This is a genomic window from Streptomyces sp. NBC_00448 (genome assembly GCF_036014115.1).
Lineage (GTDB): Bacteria > Actinomycetota > Actinomycetes > Streptomycetales > Streptomycetaceae > Actinacidiphila.
The window spans coordinates 2,527,630-2,546,167 of sequence record NZ_CP107913.1; the positions used below are offsets into that span (position 1 = coordinate 2,527,630).

At 73.7% G+C, this 18,538-nt stretch carries 14 protein-coding genes; 7 read left to right on the plus strand and 7 right to left on the minus strand.

The features are described from left to right. Nucleotides 1–15: 15 nt before the first annotated feature. The 4 genes from OG370_RS10730 to mraZ all read right to left on the minus strand — a co-directional run bounded on the left by OG370_RS10730 (nt 16) and on the right by mraZ (nt 4,634). Complete coding sequence (locus OG370_RS10730; RefSeq protein WP_328462973.1) at nt 16–2,205, minus strand: peptidoglycan D,D-transpeptidase FtsI family protein; 2,190 nt, start codon at nt 2,203–2,205, stop codon at nt 16–18. Between the two features lie 4 nt (nt 2,206–2,209). Beyond that, complete coding sequence (locus tag OG370_RS10735) at nt 2,210–2,908, minus strand: hypothetical protein (protein WP_328462975.1); 699 nt, start codon at nt 2,906–2,908, stop codon at nt 2,210–2,212. Beyond that, nucleotides 2,905–3,873: a 16S rRNA (cytosine(1402)-N(4))-methyltransferase RsmH gene (rsmH, locus tag OG370_RS10740; RefSeq protein WP_328462977.1), complete on the minus strand. Its 969-nt coding sequence runs from the start codon at nt 3,871–3,873 to the stop codon at nt 2,905–2,907. The genes OG370_RS10735 and rsmH overlap by 4 nt, the downstream gene beginning before the upstream one ends. Nucleotides 3,874–4,193: 320 nt before the next feature. Then, complete coding sequence (gene mraZ, locus OG370_RS10745; RefSeq protein WP_328462979.1) at nt 4,194–4,634, minus strand: division/cell wall cluster transcriptional repressor MraZ; 441 nt, start codon at nt 4,632–4,634, stop codon at nt 4,194–4,196. Nucleotides 4,635–4,832: 198 nt separating this feature from the next. Here mraZ and OG370_RS10750 point away from each other — a divergent pair, with 198 nt between their 5' ends. From OG370_RS10750 to OG370_RS10765, 4 genes are all read left to right on the plus strand, one after another. Further along, nucleotides 4,833–5,387, plus strand: coding sequence for a beta-class carbonic anhydrase (locus tag OG370_RS10750; RefSeq protein WP_328462981.1), 555 nt, complete (start codon nt 4,833–4,835; stop codon nt 5,385–5,387). A 151-nt stretch (nt 5,388–5,538) separates the two neighbouring features. Then, nucleotides 5,539–6,582 carry an AAA family ATPase gene (locus tag OG370_RS10755; protein ID WP_328462983.1) on the plus strand — a complete coding sequence of 348 codons (1,044 nt, stop codon included), beginning with the start codon at nt 5,539–5,541 and terminating at the stop codon, nt 6,580–6,582. A gap of 221 nt (nt 6,583–6,803) precedes the next feature. Next, nucleotides 6,804–8,258, plus strand: coding sequence for a DUF58 domain-containing protein (locus tag OG370_RS10760; RefSeq protein ID WP_443060643.1), 1,455 nt, complete (start codon nt 6,804–6,806; stop codon nt 8,256–8,258). Next, nucleotides 8,255–10,654 carry a transglutaminase TgpA family protein gene (locus OG370_RS10765; RefSeq protein WP_328462985.1) on the plus strand — a complete coding sequence of 800 codons (2,400 nt, stop codon included), beginning with the start codon at nt 8,255–8,257 and terminating at the stop codon, nt 10,652–10,654. The genes OG370_RS10760 and OG370_RS10765 overlap by 4 nt, the downstream gene beginning before the upstream one ends. A gap of 230 nt (nt 10,655–10,884) precedes the next feature. Here the strand turns inward: OG370_RS10765 and OG370_RS10770 are convergent, their stop codons facing one another. The 3 genes from OG370_RS10770 to OG370_RS10780 all read right to left on the minus strand — a co-directional run bounded on the left by OG370_RS10770 (nt 10,885) and on the right by OG370_RS10780 (nt 12,974). Further along, nucleotides 10,885–11,319: a DUF3040 domain-containing protein gene (locus tag OG370_RS10770; protein WP_328462988.1), complete on the minus strand. Its 435-nt coding sequence runs from the start codon at nt 11,317–11,319 to the stop codon at nt 10,885–10,887. 269 nt (nt 11,320–11,588) lie between these two features. Continuing rightward, a complete protein-coding gene (locus OG370_RS10775) occupies nt 11,589–12,371 on the minus strand; it encodes a methyltransferase (protein ID WP_328462990.1) in 783 nt (260 codons plus the stop codon). Nucleotides 12,372–12,440: 69 nt separating this feature from the next. Beyond that, complete coding sequence (locus tag OG370_RS10780; protein WP_443060644.1) at nt 12,441–12,974, minus strand: SAV_6107 family HEPN domain-containing protein; 534 nt, start codon at nt 12,972–12,974, stop codon at nt 12,441–12,443. Nucleotides 12,975–13,143: 169 nt separating this feature from the next. On the opposite strand from OG370_RS10780, the gene OG370_RS10785 reads away from it, so the two are divergent. The 3 genes from OG370_RS10785 to OG370_RS10795 all read left to right on the plus strand — a co-directional run bounded on the left by OG370_RS10785 (nt 13,144) and on the right by OG370_RS10795 (nt 18,529). Further along, on the plus strand, nt 13,144–13,767 hold the full coding sequence (locus tag OG370_RS10785) for a TetR/AcrR family transcriptional regulator (protein ID WP_328462992.1): 624 nt from the start codon (nt 13,144–13,146) through the stop codon (nt 13,765–13,767). 759 nt (nt 13,768–14,526) lie between these two features. After that, nucleotides 14,527–16,080 (plus strand): phytoene desaturase family protein, encoded by a 1,554-nt coding sequence (locus tag OG370_RS10790; protein WP_328462994.1) that lies wholly within the window; start codon nt 14,527–14,529, stop codon nt 16,078–16,080. 199 nt (nt 16,081–16,279) lie between these two features. Beyond that, nucleotides 16,280–18,529: a terpene synthase family protein gene (locus OG370_RS10795; RefSeq protein ID WP_328462996.1), complete on the plus strand. Its 2,250-nt coding sequence runs from the start codon at nt 16,280–16,282 to the stop codon at nt 18,527–18,529. Nucleotides 18,530–18,538: the final 9 nt, after the last annotated feature.

Below are 18,538 nucleotides of genomic sequence, written 5' to 3' on the forward strand. Positions count from 1 at the left end.
GGCCGCCGATGGTGATCACCCGACTTTCTTGTCGTTGGTGGCCGGGTCGGACGGGTTCCAGGTGACCGGCAGCTTCGGGGCGGGGGCGCCGGACGGCGGCACGCCCAGGGACTTGAGCGCGAACTGCATGACCTGCTTGAAGACCGGGCCGCAGATGTCGCCGCCGAAGTAGCTGCCCTTCGTGGGGTTCTGGATCACGCAGGAGATCGTCACGCGCGGTTTGTCGGCCGGCGCGAAGCCGAGGAAGGAGGAGGTGTAGCCCTTGTAGCGGCCGGTCAGCGGGTCCACCCGGTTGGCCGTACCGGTCTTGCCGGCGACCCGGTAGCCGTCGATCCGGGCGTTGATGCCGGTGCCCTGCTCGCTGCCGACCACCGACTCCAGCATCTGCGAGACGGTCCTGGCGGTCTGCGCGGACACCACACGGGTCTTCTTCGGGGCGGCGGCGGGCACGAACCGGCCGTCGGGGCCGGTGGTGCCGCGGATCAGGCTGGGCTCGACGCGTACCCCGCCGTTGGCGATCGTGGAGTAGACCGAGGTGGCCTGGAGCGCGTTGACCGACAGGCCCTGGCCGAACGGGATGGTGTACTGCTGCGAGGCGTTCCAGTTCTGGGGCTTGGCGAGGATGCCGGGGGTCTCGCCGGGGAAGCCGATGCCGGTGGGCCGGCCGATGCCGAACTTCCGCAGGTAGTCGTAGAGCACCTGGTTGGCCTGCGGCTGGGTCTTGCCGAGCTGGCCGCTGGCCTCGATGGTGCCGATGTTGCTGGACTTGGCGAGCACCCCGTTGAGGGTGAGGTACCAGGTGCCGTGGTCGACGTCGTCGTGGAAGATCCGGTCGGCGCGCGGCAGGGTGCCGGGCACGGTGACGCGGGTGGTGGGGGTGGCCGCGCCGGTGTCGATGATCGCGGACATCGACATCAGCTTGCTGACGCTGCCGGGCTCGTAGGCGTCCTGCATCGCCGCGTTGCCGAGCGACGCGGGGTCGGCGTGCGTCAGGTCGTTGGGATTGAAGCCGGGGGCGTCGGCCATCGCGAGCACCTGGCCGGTGCGGGGGTCCTGCACGATGACGTAGCCGCGGTCCGCCTTGGACTTCTGCACCTGCTTGGTGATGGCGCTCTGGGCGGCCCACTGGATGTCGCGGTCGAGGGTGAGCTGCACGTCGGTGCCGGGCACGGCGGGCTGCTCCTGGCTGCCGGCGGTGGGCACCTGGCGGCCGTCGGACTGCGCGTAGCGGATCTTGCCGTTCTTCCCGGCGAGTTCCTTGTCGAGCATGGACTCCAGGCCGCCTGCGCCCTGCCCCTGGCCGTTGACGAAGCCGACGACGCCCGCGGCCAGGTCGCCGGCCGGGTAGACCCGCTTGGAGTGCGGTACGTGGAAGATCCCGGCGAGCACGTTGGCGTTCGGGCCCTTGGCGGCGAGGGTGGACTTCAGGTCCTGGATCTGGTTCCACGCCTGCGGGGACTGCTGCTGGGCGATGATCTGGTAGCGGGAGTTCGGGGTGGCGAGCTGCTGGGCGATCTTCGTGGCGTCGCCGCCGACGATCGGCGCGAGCAGTTGCGCGGCCTGCTGCGGCGCGTCGTTCACCTTCGCCTGCGCGGGCGTGAACAGGTACGGGTCCGCAGTGATGTCGTAGGCGTCCACGGTGGTCGCCAGGTCCACGCCGGAGCGGTCGGTGATGGTGCCGCGGTCGGCGGTGACCTCGTGGGTGACCCAGCGGTTGACGGCCGCCTTCGCGGCGTACGCGGACGCGTCGACCGCCTGCACCTGGAGCAGCCGCACCACGAACACCGACATCACCAGCGTCAGCACCACGCCGACCAGCCGCAGCCGCGGGCGGACGGCGCCGAGGCGCACCGCCCGGGGGCCGCCCGGCTGCGGGGGCCGCAGGCGGGGCGAACGGCCGGCGGGGCGCGGCGGGCGGGCGCGACGGGGGCCGGGGGCGCCCGAGCCGCCGGGACGCGGTACGCGGGGGGCGCGGGGCCGGCCGCCGTCCGCGGGGTCGGCGTCGGGGCGGGGCGCGGTGGGGCGGGCGGTGCGGCGGGCCTGCGGGCGCGGCGCCGAGCCGTCCCGGCCCCCGCCGTACCGGGCGTCGCGTGCCGCGCCGGCGTCCCTGCCCCCCTCCCGGCTCGCACCGCCGGCACCGCCGGAGGAGGACGGCCGCCGGGGGCCGCCGCCGCGCGGGCGGTCTGCGTCGTCGCGAGGGGTCACGCGCTCACCTGCCGGGGGTCGGGGTCGTCGTGGAGGTCGAGGACGTGGTGGACGTCGTCGAAGTCGGGCCGCTGGTGGAAGTGGTCGACGAGGAGGTGATCGACTGCGTGGTGCGCGGCGAGGTGCCGTTCACCGGCGCGGTGCCCGTCGGGGCGCCGGCCTCGCCCGGGTCCGCCGTCCCCGCCGGGTTCGCGGCCGTCCCCACCGGATTCGTGGCGGACGAGGTGGACCCGGTGGACGGGGTGGCCGGCGTCGTCGTGGGCGGCTGCGCGGTCGTCGTCGGCGGGGGCGCCGGCGGGGCGGTCGCGGGCGAAGGCGAGCCCTGCACCTTGCCGTTCGGGTCGAGGAAGGCCGGGTCGCCGCCGGGCACCATGCCCAGCTCGCGGGCCCGCTGCTCCAGCGAGTCCGGCGCCGAGTAGCCGTCGACCTCCTGCTGGAGCTGCTGCTGCTGGTCGGTGTAGTGGGTCGTCTGGTCCTGGAGCTTGTCGAGCTTGAACGAGTCCCGGTTCAGGGCCGCGTTGAGCATCAGCAGCGAGATGAGTCCCCCGGCGAGCAGCGTCACGACCAGAACGACGAACGGGGTGCGCCGCGCGGTTGCGGACCGCCCGGCGCCCAGCCGCGCGCCCAGGGCGCTGCCGCGCACCGCGTCACGTACGGTGCCGCGGCCGGTGCGTCGCCCGTCGCGTCCCGCGCCGCCGCTCATCGCACGTCCTCCCGGATGCGCTCCGCACCGCGCAGCCGGGCCGGCGCGGCCCGGCGGTTCTCGGCGATCTCGTCCTCGCCCGGCAGTTCGGCGCCGCGGGTGAGCAGCTTCAACCGGGGCTGGTACTGCTCGGGCACCACCGGCAGGCCCGGCGGCGCGGAGTGCGCGGCACCGGCCGCGAGGACCTGCTTGACCAGCCGGTCCTCCAGCGAGTGGTACGACAGCACGGCGATCCGGCCGCCCACCGCCAGCGCGGCCACCGCCGCGGGAACGGCCCGCTCCAGCACCGACAGCTCGCCGTTGACCTCGATCCGCAGCGCCTGGAAGGTGCGCTTCGCCGGGTTCCCGCCGGTCCGCTTGGCGGCCTGCGGCAGCGCCTGCCGGATCACGTCGACCAGCCGCGCGCTGCCGCTGAAGGGCTCCCGCTCGCGCTCGCGCACCACCGCGTCCACGATCTTGCGGGCGAACTTCTCCTCGCCGTAAGCCCGCAGGATGCGCACCAGTTCGCCGGGCGGATAGGTGTTCAGCACCTCCGCGGCGCTGATCCCGGTGGACTGGTCCATCCGCATGTCCAGCGGCGCGTCCTGGGAGTAGGCGAAGCCGCGGTCGGCCTCGTCCAGCTGCATCGAGGACACCCCGAGGTCGAAGAGCACGCCCTGCACCCGCGGCACCCTCAGCCGTTCCAGCACGTCGGGCAGTTCGTCGTACACCGCGTGCACGAGGGTGGCGCGCTCCCCGAACGGCGCCAGCCGCTCCCCGGCGAGCTTCAGCGCGGCCGGGTCGCGGTCCACCGCGATCAACCGGCAGGCGGGGAAGGTGGTCAGCAGCGCCTCGCTGTGCCCGCCGAGCCCCAGCGTGGCGTCGACCACGACGGCACCGGGCAGCGCGAGCGCGGGGGCCAGCAGGTCGAGGCAGCGCCGCAGCATCACCGGGATGTGCCGCGGGGACGGGGACGGGTTGCTCATGTGGCCCTTATCGAACGGTAGGGACGGCGTCGCACGGTCGGGAACGGCGTCGAACGGTGGGGACGGTCGTACGGGGTCGTACGGGTCGGGTCGGCGGTCCGGCGAAGGAACGTCGCCTGCCAGACAAGCACGACGGACACGCTACGGCCGGCAGCGGCTCGGTGGACGCGGAACCTGGTCCCCGCCCGCTCGGGAGAAACGTTCCCCTGGCACCGGGGAAGTGGTGCCAGCGGAGCCGGGGAGCGGGAGGAGGCCGGGCCGCGCGTCCGCACCGGGGTGGGACGAAGTGGTGCACGTCCCTCGTCGGGGTGGGGCCGCGCTCACAGTAATCCGGTCGGAACCTCCTGTGACAGGGCCGAAAAGGTGTCTTCCTGGTCTGCCAGATACCGCTCCCACGCCTCCGCCGACCAGATCTCCACCCGGGTGTTCGCGCCGATCACCGCGCATTCCCGGACCAGGCCCGCGTAGTCCCGCAGCGGCTGCGGGACCGTCACCCGGCCCTGCTTGTCGGGCACTTCGTCATGCGCACCGGCGAACAGCACCCGCAGGTAGTCACGGGCGGTCTTGGAGGTGAGCGGCGCGGTGGACAGCTGCTCGGTGGCGGCCCGGAAGCCCTCGACCGGCCATACGTACAGGCAGCGCTCCTGCCCACGGGTGATCACCAGTCCGTCGGTGAGCTGCTCGCGGAACCGGGACGGCAGCACCAGCCGGTTCTTGTCGTCCAGCCGCGGGGTGTACGTCCCGAGGAATCCCAGGAACACGGCACACCTCCCGCAGACGGCACCACTTCGCGCCACTTTACTCCACCATGCCCCACCGTCAACGGCGGCCGCGCCCGGGCGCGCCCCTCCGTACGCCTTGTGCGCCCCTCCGTACGCCCGGGCACACTCCCCGGCACGCAGCCCGGCGTGGGAGGGCGCGCCGATGCGGTCCTGGCAGGCTCGGATACCGTCATAGACATGTCGATACATGCCAGCGCTCCCGCGAATCCCCCCGCCCCCGAAGACCCGGGCGCCGACGCTTCCGTGACCGACCGGCTGGTCACCGCCAACCAGCGCTACGCCGAACAGTTCACCGACCCCGGCATGGGCGCCGCCCCCGTCCTGAGGGTGGCGGTCGTGGCCTGCATGGACGCCCGCCTCGACCTCCACAAGGCGCTCGGCCTGGAGTTGGGCGACTGCCACACCATCCGCAACGCCGGCGGTGTGGTCACCGACGACACCATCCGGTCCCTTGCCATCAGCCAGCGCGCGCTGGGTACACGCTCCGTCGTACTCATCCACCACACCAACTGCGGCATGCAGACCATCACCGAGGACTTCCGCACCGAACTGGAGCACGAGGTCGGCCAGCGGCCCACCTGGGCGGTCGAGGCGTTCACCGACATCGACCAGGACGTGCGGCAGTCCATGGCCCGGGTGCGGACCTCCCCGTTCCTGGCCCACACCGGCGACGTGCGCGGCTTCGTCTTCGACGTGCACACCGGCCTGCTGCGGGAAATCACGAACAAGTAACGGCAGGCGAGTGACGCGGCCCTCCCCGTAAGGGAAGAATGCACCGTGCGGCACGTCTCGCCTCCGGCGGGCGTTGCGCAATCGGGGAGGGCCGCGGTCCAGGGACGACCGAGACCCTGGGGCCCCAATGGAACAGGCCGAGGAGTACCGGGTGACGACCTTTGACGCTCGAGCGGAACTGAGCGATCTGACCACGACCGCGGAGCGGGTGCGCCGGAGCGTGGAGAACGTGATCGAGGGCAAGCCCGAGGTCGTACGCATCGCACTGACCGTTCTGCTGGCGGAGGGGCATCTGCTGATCGAGGACGTGCCGGGCGTGGGCAAGACCATGCTGTCCAAGGCGCTGGCGCGGTCGATCGACTGCTCCGTACGGCGTATCCAGTTCACTCCCGACCTGCTGCCGTCGGACATCACCGGCGTGAGCGTCTTCGACCAGCAGCAGCGGGACTTCGAGTTCAAACCCGGGGCGATCTTCGCGCAGATCGTGGTCGGCGACGAGATCAACCGCGCCTCGCCGAAGACGCAGTCGGCGCTGCTGGAGTCGATGGAGGAGCGCCAGGTCACCGTCGACGGCACCACCTACGAACTGCCCAGCCCCTTCATGGTGATCGCCACCCAGAACCCGGTGGAGATGGAGGGCACCTATCCGCTGCCGGAGGCGCAGCGGGACCGTTTCACCGCCCGGGTGTCGATCGGCTACCCGAGCCCGGAGGCGGAGCTGAAGATGCTCGACGTGCACGGCGGGGTCTCCCCGCTGGACGACCTCCAACCGGTCGCGCACGCGCACGACATCGTGAAGCTGATCGAGGCGGTCCGGCAGGTGCACGTCGCCGACCCGATCCGCCGCTACGCGGTCGCCCTCGTCGGCGCCACCCGCAGCCACCCCGACCTCCGGCTGGGCGCCTCCCCGCGTGCCACGCTGCACCTGGTGCGGGCCGCCCGCGCCTCCGCGGCCCTGGACGGCCGTGAGTACGTCCTGCCGGACGACGTGCAGGCGCTGGCGTCCTCGGTCCTCGCGCACCGGCTGCTGCCGACCGCGCAGGCGCAGCTCAACCGGCGTACGCCGGAGCAGGTGGTGACCGAGATCGTGCAGCGGGTGCCGGTGCCCGATCCGGCGGCCGGCAACGGCGCCGGGGCCTGGCCGCAGCGGCCGGGCGGGCGACCCCAGGGCACGCCGGACGCGCGGGGCCTGTGATGGGTTCGCCCGCCACCCCGCCACCCCCGCCGGGCTCCCGCCCACCGGGGCGGGCACCGTCCGCGGGCCCGTACGGCGACGGCCCCTACGGCGTCGGACCCTACGGTGACGGCCCGTACGGCGACACCCCCTACGGCTCCAGGCACCGGTCTCCGGGACGGCACCCCACCGGAGAGCACGGCGCCGGACCGGACAGCGCCGGGCCGTACGGCGGGTCCCAGGTGACCGGGCCCTACGCGGCCCCCCGGCCCCCGGGCGTCCCGCCGGTCGGGCCCTCGTCCGACGACGAGCGGCCGACCGGCGGTTTCCGCCGGGCGCTGGGCGGACTGACCACCCGCGGCCGGTCGTTCGTCGCCGCCGGGGTCGCCGCCGCCGCCTGTTCGTACGTCCTGGGCCAGTCCGACCTGCTGCGGGTCGGGCTGCTGCTGGCCGCGCTGCCGCTGGTGTGCGTGGCCGTGCTCTACCGCACCCGCTACCGGGTGGCCGGCAGCCGGCGGCTGGCGCCCTCCCGGGTGCCGGCGATGTCCGAGGCGCGGGTGCACCTGCGGGTGGACAACGTCTCGCGGATGCCCACCGGCCTGCTGATGCTCCAGGACCGGGTGCCCTACGTCCTCGGGCCGCGGCCCCGGTTCGTGCTGGACCGGGTGGAGCCCGGCGGCCACCGCGAGGTGTCCTACCGGGTCCGCTCCGACCTGCGCGGCCGCTACCCGCTGGGCCCGCTGCAACTGCGGCTGACCGACCCGTTCGGGATGGTCGAACTGACCCGCTCGTTCAGCGCGTTCGACACCCTCACCGTGGTGCCCAAGGTCGAGCCGCTGCCGCCGGTGCGGCTGGCCGGCGAGTCCTCCGGATACGGCGAGAGCCGCACCCGCGCGCTGTCACTGGCCGGCGACGACGACGTCATCCCGCGCGGCTACCGGCACGGCGACGACCTGCGCCGGGTGCACTGGCGGTCCACCGCGAAGTACGGCGAGCTGATGGTGCGCCGTGAGGAGCAGCCGAACCGGGCGCGCTGCACCGTGCTGCTCGACACCCGCAGGGACGCCTACTTCGGCGCCGGCCCGGACTCCGCCTTCGAGTGGGCGGTGTCCGGCGCCGCGTCGGTGGCCACCCACATGCTGGAGCGCGGCTTCGCGGTGCGGCTGCTCACCGACACCGGCAGCAGCGTGCCGGGCCCCGAGGGCACCTCCGGCTACGGCGGCGACTCCAGCGACATGGCCGGGCTGCTGCTGGACACCCTCGCGGTGGTCGACCACTCCGACGGCGACACCCTGGCGGCCGCGTACGACGTGCTGCGGTCGGCCAACGAGGGCCTGCTGGTGGGGTTCTTCGGCGACCTCTACCAGGAGCAGGCGGCCACCATCGCGCGGATGCGGCAACGGGCCGGCGGCGCCGTGGCGTTCGTGCTGGACAGCGACGACTGGCTGGCCCGCGAGCTGGGCGCCAGGCCCGGCCCGGAACTGTCCGCGGTGCAGCCCGGCGTCGACGGCGCGGAGCCGGACAGCACCGAACGCGCGGTGCGGATGCTGCGCGAGGCGGGATGGAACGTGGTGGAGGTGCAGCCGGGCGCCGCGTTGCCGGAACTGTGGCAGCAGGCGGACCGTTACCGGTCACGCGAGGAGACGCAAGCGGCGCAGGCGCACCAGGCGCCGCGCGGAGCGGGGGCGGCGGGATGAGCGGACGCGCACGGCTCACGGTGTGCGCGGTGGTGGCCTCCTTGCTGGCCGCCGCCGCGTTGCTGCCGCTGACCGACGACAGCGGGTGGTTCGCCAAGGCGATCCTGCTGGTCCTCTTCCAGTCCGCGGTGGGCGCGGCGTGCCGGCGGATACCGCTGGCCAGGCCGCTGACGGTGCTGGTCCAGGCGGTGCTGTCGCTGGTCGTGCTGACGGTGATGTTCGCCTCGCAGCAGGCCCTGGGCGGCGTGCTGCCGGGCCCGCAGGCCCTCCAGCAGCTGGGCCAGGTGGTCCAGCAGGGCATCACCGACGTCTCGAACTACTCGATCCCCGCGCCGGTGACCCCCGGCATCAGAATCCTGCTGATCGGCGGCGTGACCCTCGTCGCGCTCACCGTCGACGCGATGGCGGTCACCTACAACAGCGCGGCCCCGGCCGGGTTGCCGCTGCTCGCGCTGTACTCCGTCGCCGCCGGCCTGGACAGCGGCAGCGCCGCCTGGCTGTACTTCCTGCTGGCCGCGGCCGGCTACCTCCTGCTGCTGCTCGCCGAGGGCCGGGACCGGATGTCCCGCTGGGGCCGGGTGTTCAGCAGCCCGCCGCCGCGCAACGCCTGGGGCGGCGGCCAGGCCGGCCCGGCCAGGCCCACACCAGTGCGCGGCGCCCGCCGGATCGGGGCGATGGCGCTGGGTATCGCGCTGGTCGCGCCCGCCGCGCTGCCCTCGCTCGGCGGCGGCCTGCTGGACGCCTCCGGCCATGGCGGCGGCAGCGGCATCGGCGGCCGCGGCGGCGGCTCGGTCAACCTGATCGCCGCCCTCCAGGACAACCTGAACCAGCCGAGCAACAGCGAGGTGCTCACCTACACCACCAACGCCAAACCCGCCGCGGGCATGTATCTGCGGATCGCGGCGCTGGACAAGTTCGACGGCACGCAGTGGTCGCCGTCGAACCTGCCGACCGAGGCCCTCCCGGACGCGCTGCCGCGCCCCCAGGGCATGGCGACGGACGTGAAGTACACCACCGCCACCACCCAGGTGCGGGTCGACGACAGCTACGTGCAGGGCATGCTGCCGGTGCCGTTCCCCGCGACGAGCGTGCGGACCACGGGCGACTGGAAGTACCAGCCCGAGGGCCGGATGATCGTCGGCGCGCACGGCCAGACCGCGGCCGGCCAGCGCTACACCGTCGCCAGCATGCAGGTCGAGCCGACCGCCGCCCAGCTCGCCGCGGCACCCGAGGCCACCGGGCGGATCGCCAAGCAGTACGAGCAGGTACCCGGCTCGCTGCCGTCGATCGTCAAGCAGACCGCGCTGCGTGAGACCAGGGGCGCCACCAGCGACTACCAGAAGGCCGTCGACCTCCAGAACTACTTCACCTCCGGCCAGTTCGTGTACAACACGCAGGCCAAGGCGGGCACCGGGGTGGACGCGATCGCCCGGTTCCTGCAGACGAAGGAGGGCTTCTGCGTCCACTTCGCCTTCACCATGGCGGCGATGGCCCGCACCCTGCACATCCCGGCCCGGGTCGCGATCGGCTTCACCCCCGGCGCGCCCGAGGCCAACGCCGACGGGGTGATGTCGGTGGGGCTGAAGGACGCGCACGCCTGGCCCGAGCTGTACTTCGAGGGGATCGGCTGGACCCGGTTCGAGCCGACGCCGTACCGCGGCAGCGCGCCCGACTACACCGTGGCCCCCTCCCCCACCGGCGACCCCAACGAGCAGGACCTCGCGCCGCACACCTCGGCGCCCGCCACGACCGGCACGCCCGCTCCGACGCAGAGCTGCGACCAGAGCGACGCGACATCGGGCAGCGACTGCTCGCAGGCCGCGCTGCCCGCGAGCAGCGGCTCCGGCGGCGGCTTCGGCGGCGGCCGGGCGGCACTGGTGGTGCTGGCCGCGCTGATCGTGCTGCTGCTCCTCACCGCCCCGCTGACGTGGCGCTCGCGGGTCCGCAGACACCGGCTCGGCGGCGGGGACCGGCCCGAGGGGCTCGCGCTGTCCGCGTGGCGGGAGGTCGTCGACACCGGGTGGGACTACGGCATCCCGCCGGACGACTCGGAGACCCCCCGCCGGGCGATGGCCCGGCTGGTGCGGGACGGCCACCTGGAGGGTGAGTCGGCGCAGTCCGCCGCCAAGCTCGCCACGGCCGTGGAGCAGACCCTCTACGCCGCGCAGCCCCGGCCGGTCCCCGGGCTCTCGGAGGACGTCCAGCGCGTCCGCCGGGGCCTGAAGGCCGGGACGAACCGGCGCGGGCGGCTGCGGGCGGCTCTGCTGCCGCGTTCGGCGGCCCGGATCGGATGGGCGCTGTCCGCCCGCTGGACGGCGCTCGCCTCGCGCACCCGGGCCACCGGGCAGCGGCTCACGGCGCCGCTGCGCAGGAGGGCGGCCCGGGAGGCGTCGTAGGGGCGCAGGCCGGAGCCGACCGGAGACGTGAGAAAGGGCGCGGCCCCCACCGGGGGGCGCGCCCTTCTTACGTGGTGCGTACGGTGGTGCGTGGTGCGTGGTGCGTCATGCGCCGTGCGGTCCCGCGCGGTGCGGCTTACGGTCCCGCGTCGTACGTCGTACGGTCCTGGGCCCTGCGGTCGCGAGCGGTGCGCCCGAGGTGCGGCCGGGGCGCCGGCGGTTGCCGGCCGCTACTGGCCCTGCTGCTGGTCGCGGCGGCGCTGCCACCGCTCCTCGATGCGGTCCATGACCTTGCCGCGGCGCTGCTGGCGCCGGCGGGCCCCGAAGCGGCGACCGATGTGCCCGGGGACCGCGGTGGGCCCGGGAGGTCCGGGCGGCCCGGCCTCGGGCGGACGGTTGGCGCGACGCCAACCGGTGACCGCGAGCACCGCACACGCCAGCATCACCAGGAAGCCGACGACGCCGATCCAGGACTGTTGCGCGATCATGCCGCCCATGAGCAGCCCGATCCCGCACAGGAAACCGAGCACGGCCAGGTAGACCCGACGACGGGTGAACGCGCGCACTCCGTTTCCCTCAAGCGCCGACGCGAACTTGGGATCTTCGGCGTACAGCGCTCGCTCCATTTGCTCGAGCATGCGCTGCTCGTGCTCCGAGAGCGGCACGGAGACCTCCTACTCGTCGGTCGCGCGGGGCCGCGACCGGTCCGACCCTTTCAGGATAGGCGGGATTCCCCTCCGTGAAACCCACCCCACTGCGCCAATCCGACGGGGCACTTCTTCCCCGCCGAGCGTCACGTCATGCCAGCATACGGTGAGGAATGACGCCGCGGGCGGGCCTGTGACCGACTCCGCGGCCCGGTCCGGTGCGGTCTGCCCCCGGTCGGGCCGGGGCCACGGCCGGGCTCCGCCCGGGAGTACCCCTGCGGGGCGGGTCAGTCGCGCTCGGCGAGGACGTGGAGCTGGGTGGCGACGGAGTGGAACCCGGGGTCCTCGGCCGCCGCCAGCTCCAGCCGCAGCAGCGCCTCCGCGGCGCCGGGCTCGGTGTCGACCAGCACCCCGGGCACGAGGTCGGCGAAGACCCGTACACCGTGCACGGAAGCCGTGCGCAGTCCCGCGTCGGTGACCAGGCGGGTCAGGTCGTCGGCGGTGAAGCGGCGGGGCAGGGAGTCTGCCGCGCCGTATCGGCCGTCCGGGTCAAGGAGCGCCTGCTGGGCCTCGCCGAAGTGCCCGGCGAGCGCACGGGCCAGCACGGCGCCGCCGCGCCCGGCGGCGAGCAGGCTCAGCGAGCCGGCCGGGCGGAGGGCCTCCACCACGTTCCGCACGCCTTCGGCGGGGTCGTCGACGTACTCCAGCACGCCGTGGCAGAGCACCATGTCGTATCCGCCGGGGCGGATCACGCCGAGCAGGCCGTGGACGTCGCCCTGGACGCCGGTGACCCGGTCGGTGACGCCGGCCTCGGCCGCCCGCCGCTCCAGGGCGAACAGCGCGTCCGGGCTCGGGTCGACGACGGTGACGCGGTGGCCGAGCCGGGCGACGGGCACCGCGAAGTTGCCGGTGCCGCCGCCGGTGTCGAGGACGTCGAGCGCCGGCCGGTCCGAGGACTTGGCGCGCCGCTCCAGGGCGCCCTGGAGCACCTCCCACACCACGGCGGTACGAAGGCTGGCACGGGGTCGGATCGGGTCCACCCCTCCTGGACGGGACCCTGCACGGGACATGGCGGGCGGCTCTCCTCGCGGTGGTGCTGGCTGCGGTGACCGACGGCGTCGGCCGTCGCACCCCCAACTCTAAGGTGTGCCGCCGGGCGCGGGCCGGAGCAGAAGCATGCGTTCCACCAGGCGCAGGAACATGGCGGCGGAGCGCAGCAGGTCGTCGGCGTCGCGCGGGCCGGCGGCGCCGGCTATGCCCGCGTCGGCCCGCGCCCGGCGCTCGGCGCCGGCCGCGAACAGGGCGCTCCACTCGGCCAGTTCGGGCGCGACCTCGGGCAGCACCTCCCACACGCTGCGGATGCGGCCGCGCTTGCGGGGATTGGGCTCGGGGCGGCCGCGCACCGCGAGCACGGCGGCGGCGGTGCGCAGCGCGGCCAGGTGGGCCGTCGCGTACCGCTCGTGCGGGGGTTCGAGGAGAGCGGCTTCCTGAAGTCCGATGTGTGCCTGGGTGAGCAGGTCGAGCGCGCCGGGGGACGCGGCGGCGCGGCGCAGCACGGGGTGGACGTCGGCGGGAGCGCCTGGACCGGCCGGGGCGCCGAAGCCCCCGGGTGTCGCGGACAGCGCGGGCACGGGCGGGGTCGGCGGCACGAACGGCATCGCGGGAACGGCCATGGCGAACCTCCTGGTCTCCGTTGCTTCCTCATCGGCTTCCCATCATCGACGCCACCACTGACAATCGGCTCTGACCTGCGCGAACCCCACGTGCTACGCGCGTATCCCGGGCCACGCCGGCGTGATGCGGTGGAAACACGGCGGTCACGGTGCGGGCAGAATCAGGGCCATGACCACCGCACGACGCCAGGCCACCCGGCAGAAGCTGTTCGAGGCCGCCGTCACCCTCATCGCCGAGCAGGGCTTCTCCGCCACCACGGTCGACGAGATCGCCGAGCGCGCCGGGGTCGCCAAGGGGACCGTCTACTACAACTTCGCCAGCAAGAACGTCCTGTTCGAGGAGCTGCTGCGGCACGGCGTCGGGTTGCTGACGGTGTCGTTGCGGCGGGCCGCGGACGAGACGGTGGCGCGCGGCGGCAGCCGGGTCGACGCGCTGGACGCGATGATCCGCTCGGGGCTCGCCTTCATCGCCCGCTACCCGTCCTTCACGCAGCTGTACGTCGCGGAACTGTGGCGGACCAACCGCACCTGGCAGGACACGCTCATGACCGTCCGGCAGGAAGCGGTCGCCGTGGTCGAGAAGGTGCTCGGGGAGGCGATGGAACGCGGCGAGGTGAGTGGCGAGATCGATGTGCCGCTGACCGCGTCGGCGCTCTTCGGGATGGTGCTGGTCGCCGCGCTCGACTGGCAGGCGTTCCAGCCCGAGCGCAGCCTCGACGACGTCCACGAGGCGCTGTCGCGGCTGCTCCAGGGGCGGGTGGGCGGCGCCGCGGCCCACCGCTGTGCTCGGTGATCCGCGGGCCATCCCCCGTTGCGGTCGGTGCCCGCGTGCTCGTTTCCGCCGCCCCGTGTCGGCGGGTCCGGGCCGCGCCCCTTCCGCACCCCCTACTCTTCCGGCTGCGCCGCGCCTCGCCATCCGTACAGCTACTCATCCCCCTACCTAGGTAGGCCCCTCCGTCCTTGCCCCTTTCCCCCGTCCCGGGACCATACGTCCACTTATGGCTGGTCGCGGCGTTCCTCCCCCAGAGCTTCGCCTGGGTGGGGGTGCCCCCGGCGGAGCCAGGGGGAGTACCCCCAGCGCCCCTGGGAGTGCTCGGCTCCTCCGCGAAAAGAAGCTCGCTTCCTTCGGGGTGCCCGGGTGTGCTTGCTTCGCTCGGGGTTTGGCGGGCTGGACCGCCGTCCGGGCTGCTGCTGCGGATGTTTGCCGGATCTTCTGTGGGTTGAGGGCTGGTCGCGCGGTTCCCCGCGCCCCTGGTGGGCTGGTTGTTCGCCGCGGGAAAAGTGGCCGCGCACCGGGTCGGCCCACCCCGTAAGTGGCCGCACACCTCCCAGGGGCGCGGGGAACTGCGCGACCAGCCCCCACCCGGGGAAGATCCGACAACCCACGGCGGCGGGCAGGGCCGGCGGAGCCGCACACCGGAAAAGCCGAGCGAAATCCAGGGGCGCGGGGAACGCCGCGAGCAACCGCCCACCCACCGCAAGGTCCGGGCACGGGCAGGGGCCGGGCAACCCGGGCGGATCGCTGAACCCACGGCGTGGATACGCTCGGCGCATGGGACGGATTGCGGTGGTGGGCGCCGGGATGGCCGGGATGGCGGCGGCGGCGCGGCTCGCGACGGGCGGACACGACGTCGTGGTGTACGAACGCGGGGAGACGTACGGCGGAGGCGTGGGCGCCTTCGCCCGGGACGGCTTCGCGTTCGACACCGGCCCGGGCCTGCTCCAGCTCCCCGCGGTCTACCGCGACCTGTTCGTGAAGACCGGCCGGGAGAGCCTGGAGGACAGCGTCGAGCTGGTGCAGACCGACCCGGCCGGCCGCCACGTCTTCGCGGACGGCACCGACGTGTCGCTGCCGAACGCCTCCCGCTCGGGGGTGATCGAGGCGCTGGACGGCGCGTTCGGCCCGGGCAGCGGCGAGCGCTGGAGCGAGGTGCTGGTGAGGGCGCGGCAGGTGTGGGAGGGCGTCCGCAGGCCGCTGCTGGAGGAGCCGATCGGGGACCCGAAGCCGCTGTCCAAGGACCCGTACCCGGCCCGGCGCAAGGGCCTGCTGCGGCGCCCGCCGCACCTGGCCGACGTGGCCGCGGACGAGCTCGGCGGTGATCCGCGCCCGGCCGCGCTGCTGGAGTGGTACGCCCTGGGCAATGGGCTCGACCCGCGTACGGCGCCCGCGGCGGCGGCCGTACTGCCGTACCTGGAGCAGTCGTTCGGCGTCTGGTACGTCCGCGGCGGGATGCGGGCGCTCGCGGACGCGCTGTACGCCCGCTGCCGAGCCCGGAAGGTGGAGTTCCGGTTCGGCGCCGAGGTGATGGGCGTGGAGGTGCACGACGGCCGGGTGCGCGGGCTCCGGTTCACCGACCACTCGACCGGGGCCGCCGACGTGGTGGCCGCGTCCGTGCCGGTGCCCTGCCTCCCGCAGGAGACCCTCCCGTCGGGCGGGAAGGACCTGCGGCCGCTCGCCGGGGCGCGGGACGAGCCAGGGCGCTGCACGGTGCACGTGGCGCTGCGCGGCTCGCGCCCGGCCGGTGCGGCGCACCGTACGGTCGTGCACGCCGCAGACCGGGGGGCCGCGCTGGACTGGGTGTTCGGGCACGTGCGGGCCGAGGTGCCGGCGCCGGGGGCGCTGACGGTCACCGTGCTGCGACCGGACGACCCGGCGACGCGGCCGGACGACGGGCACGAGGCGGTCACCGTGACGGCCACGGTGCCGCGGCACACCGCCGGGCGCACCAACTCCGGTTCCCACTCGGGCTCCGCCTCCGGCTCCGGGGTGGACTGGTCCGGCGGGGACTTCGTGGACGCGTTCGCCGAGCGGATGCTGGAGGTGGCGGAGCGGGCCGTTCCCGGCCTGCGGGAGCGGGAGTTGTGGCGCGAGGTCCGCACCCCGCGGGACGTGGAGCGGGAGACGGGGGCGGCGGGCGGTTCGGTGCCGGTTCCCACACTCCCCGGAGCCGGCGGCGCCCTCTTCCGCCCGCCCAACCAGACGGCGTTCAACGGGCTCTACTTCCTCGGGGGTTGGGCCCACCCGGGCGGCGGGCTCCCGCACGCGGGCATGTCCGCGGCGATCGTCGCCGACCTCGTCGCCGGCGGCCCGGGCGGCAGCCGCTGACCTCCGCTCCGCCTCCGGAGTACGCGCCCGGGGCGCCCCACCTTCCGCCGCGAGCCCGGGAACAAGATCGTTAACCCCCGCGGGGGCGAATTCAACCCATCGGGCGGAAAAGGGCGTTACCGGCTCACGGCACCGGGTGGGGCCGACCTAGCGTGAGGGGCTGTACAGGTGATCAGTTGAGCGGAAGGTCTTAACGGAGATGCCGCAGCCCTTCGAACTGCCCAAGTTCTACGTGCCGTACCCGGCGCGGCTGAACCCGCACCTCGAACGCGCCCGGGAGCACTCGAAGGAGTGGGCCCGGGAGATGACGATGATCGAGGGCTCGGGCATCTGGGCCGAATCGGACTTCGACTCGCACGACTACGCCCTGCTGTGCGCGTACACCCACCCGGACGCCTCGGGGCCGGAGTTGGACCTGGTGACCGACTGGTACGTGTGGGTGTTCTTCTTCGACGACCACTTCCTCGACATCTTCAAGCGCACCCCGGACATGGCGGGCGCGAAGGCGTATCTGGACCGGCTGCCGGCCTTCATGCCGGTGGACCTCGCGCAGGAGGTCCCCGAGCCGACGAACCAGGTGGAGGCGGGCCTGGCCGACCTGTGGCGGCGGACGGTGCCGCAGATGTCGGAAGGGTACCGGCGGCGGTTCCACGAGAGCACCCGGCACCTGCTGGAGGAGTCGCTCTGGGAGCTGTCCAACATCAGCACCGGGCGGGTGTCGAACCCGATCGAGTACATCGAGATGCGCCGCAAGGTCGGCGGCGCGCCGTGGTCGGCGAACCTGATCGAGCACGCGGCGGGCGCCGAGGTGCCCGACGCGATCGCGGCGAGCCGCCCGATGCGGGTGCTGCGCGACTGCTTCGCCGACAGCGTGCACCTGCGCAACGACCTGTTCTCGTACCAGCGCGAGATCGAGGACGAGGGCGAACTGTCCAACGCCGTACTGGTGCTGGAACGGTTCCTCGACCAGACCCCGCAGGAGGCCGCCGACACGGTGAACGACCTGCTGACCTCGCGGCTCCAGCAGTTCGAGCACACCGCGTTCACCGAAGTGGAGCCGCTCTTCGACGAGTTCGGGCTGGACCCGGCGCAGCGGCTGGGCGTCTTCGCCTACGTGAAGGGGCTGCAGGACTGGCAGTCCGGCGGCCACGAGTGGCACATGCGCTCCAGCCGCTACATGAACGGCGCGAGCGACGAGGCGCGGGCGGTGGGCGTGCTCGGCGGGCCGACCGGGATCGGCACGTCGGCCGCGCAGATCGCCGGCTCGCTGGCCGCGACGCTGCCGCAGCGGGCCCGCGCCTACGGCCACGCGCCGTTCCAACAGGTCGGCTGGGTGCGGCGGGCGACGGTCCCGATGCCGTTCGAGACGACGCTCAGCCCGCACCTGGACGCCTCCCGCGCACACAACCTGGCATGGGGCCGGCGCATGGGCCTGCTGGACGCCGAGCCCGGCTTCCCGGTGCCGGGCGGGCTGTGGAACGAGGAGAAGCTCGCCGGGTACGACTTCGCACTGTGCGCCGCGGGCATCCATCCGGCCGCCTCCCAGGACGAGTTGGACCTCACCACGGACTGGCTGGCCTGGGGCACCTACGGCGACGACTACTACCCGATCGTCTTCGGCCGGGCCGGCGACATGGCGGCGGCCCGGATCACCACCGATCGGTTCAAGCTGTTCATGCCGCTGGACGCGGGCGCGGTGCCGCCGCCGCTGACGGCGCTGGAACGTTCGCTGGCGGACCTGTGGCAGCGCACCGCGGGCCCGATGGCGCCGCCGGCGCGGCAGCGGTTCCGCGCCGCGATCGAGGACATGTGCGAGAGCTGGCTGTGGGAGCTGGCCAACCAGAAGCTCAACCGGGTGCCCGACCCGGTGGACTACATCGAGATGCGCCGCAAGACGTTCGGCTCGGACCTGACGATGAGCCTGTCCCGGATCGGCCACGGCGACGCGCTGCCCGACGAGATCTACCGCTCCCGGCCGGTGCGCGGCATGGAGGTCGCCGCCCAGGACTTCGCCTGCCTGCTCAACGACGTGTTCTCGTACCGCAAGGAGATCGAGTTCGAGGGCGAGATCCACAACGCGGTGCTGGTGGTGCAGAACTTCCTGGACTGCGGGCCGCAGGAGGCGATGGACATCGTCGGGGACCTGATGGCCGCCCGGATGGCGGAGTTCCAGCACATCACCGAGACCCAACTGCCCACGCTCTTCGAGGAGTTCGACCTCGACGAGACGGCACGCGGAGTACTGCTCGACTACGCCCAGGAGTTGCGGGACTGGATGGCGGGCATCCTCACCTGGCACGAGGGCTGCGCCCGGTACACGGAGGAGTCGCTGCTCAAGCACTACCCGCACCTCGCGGCCACGGTGCCCCGGCCCGGGCAGCCCTGGCGCACCCCGGCTGGCCTGGGCCTGTCCGCGGCCCGGCTGCCGTCCCTGCTCAACGGCCGCTAGCCGAAGTCC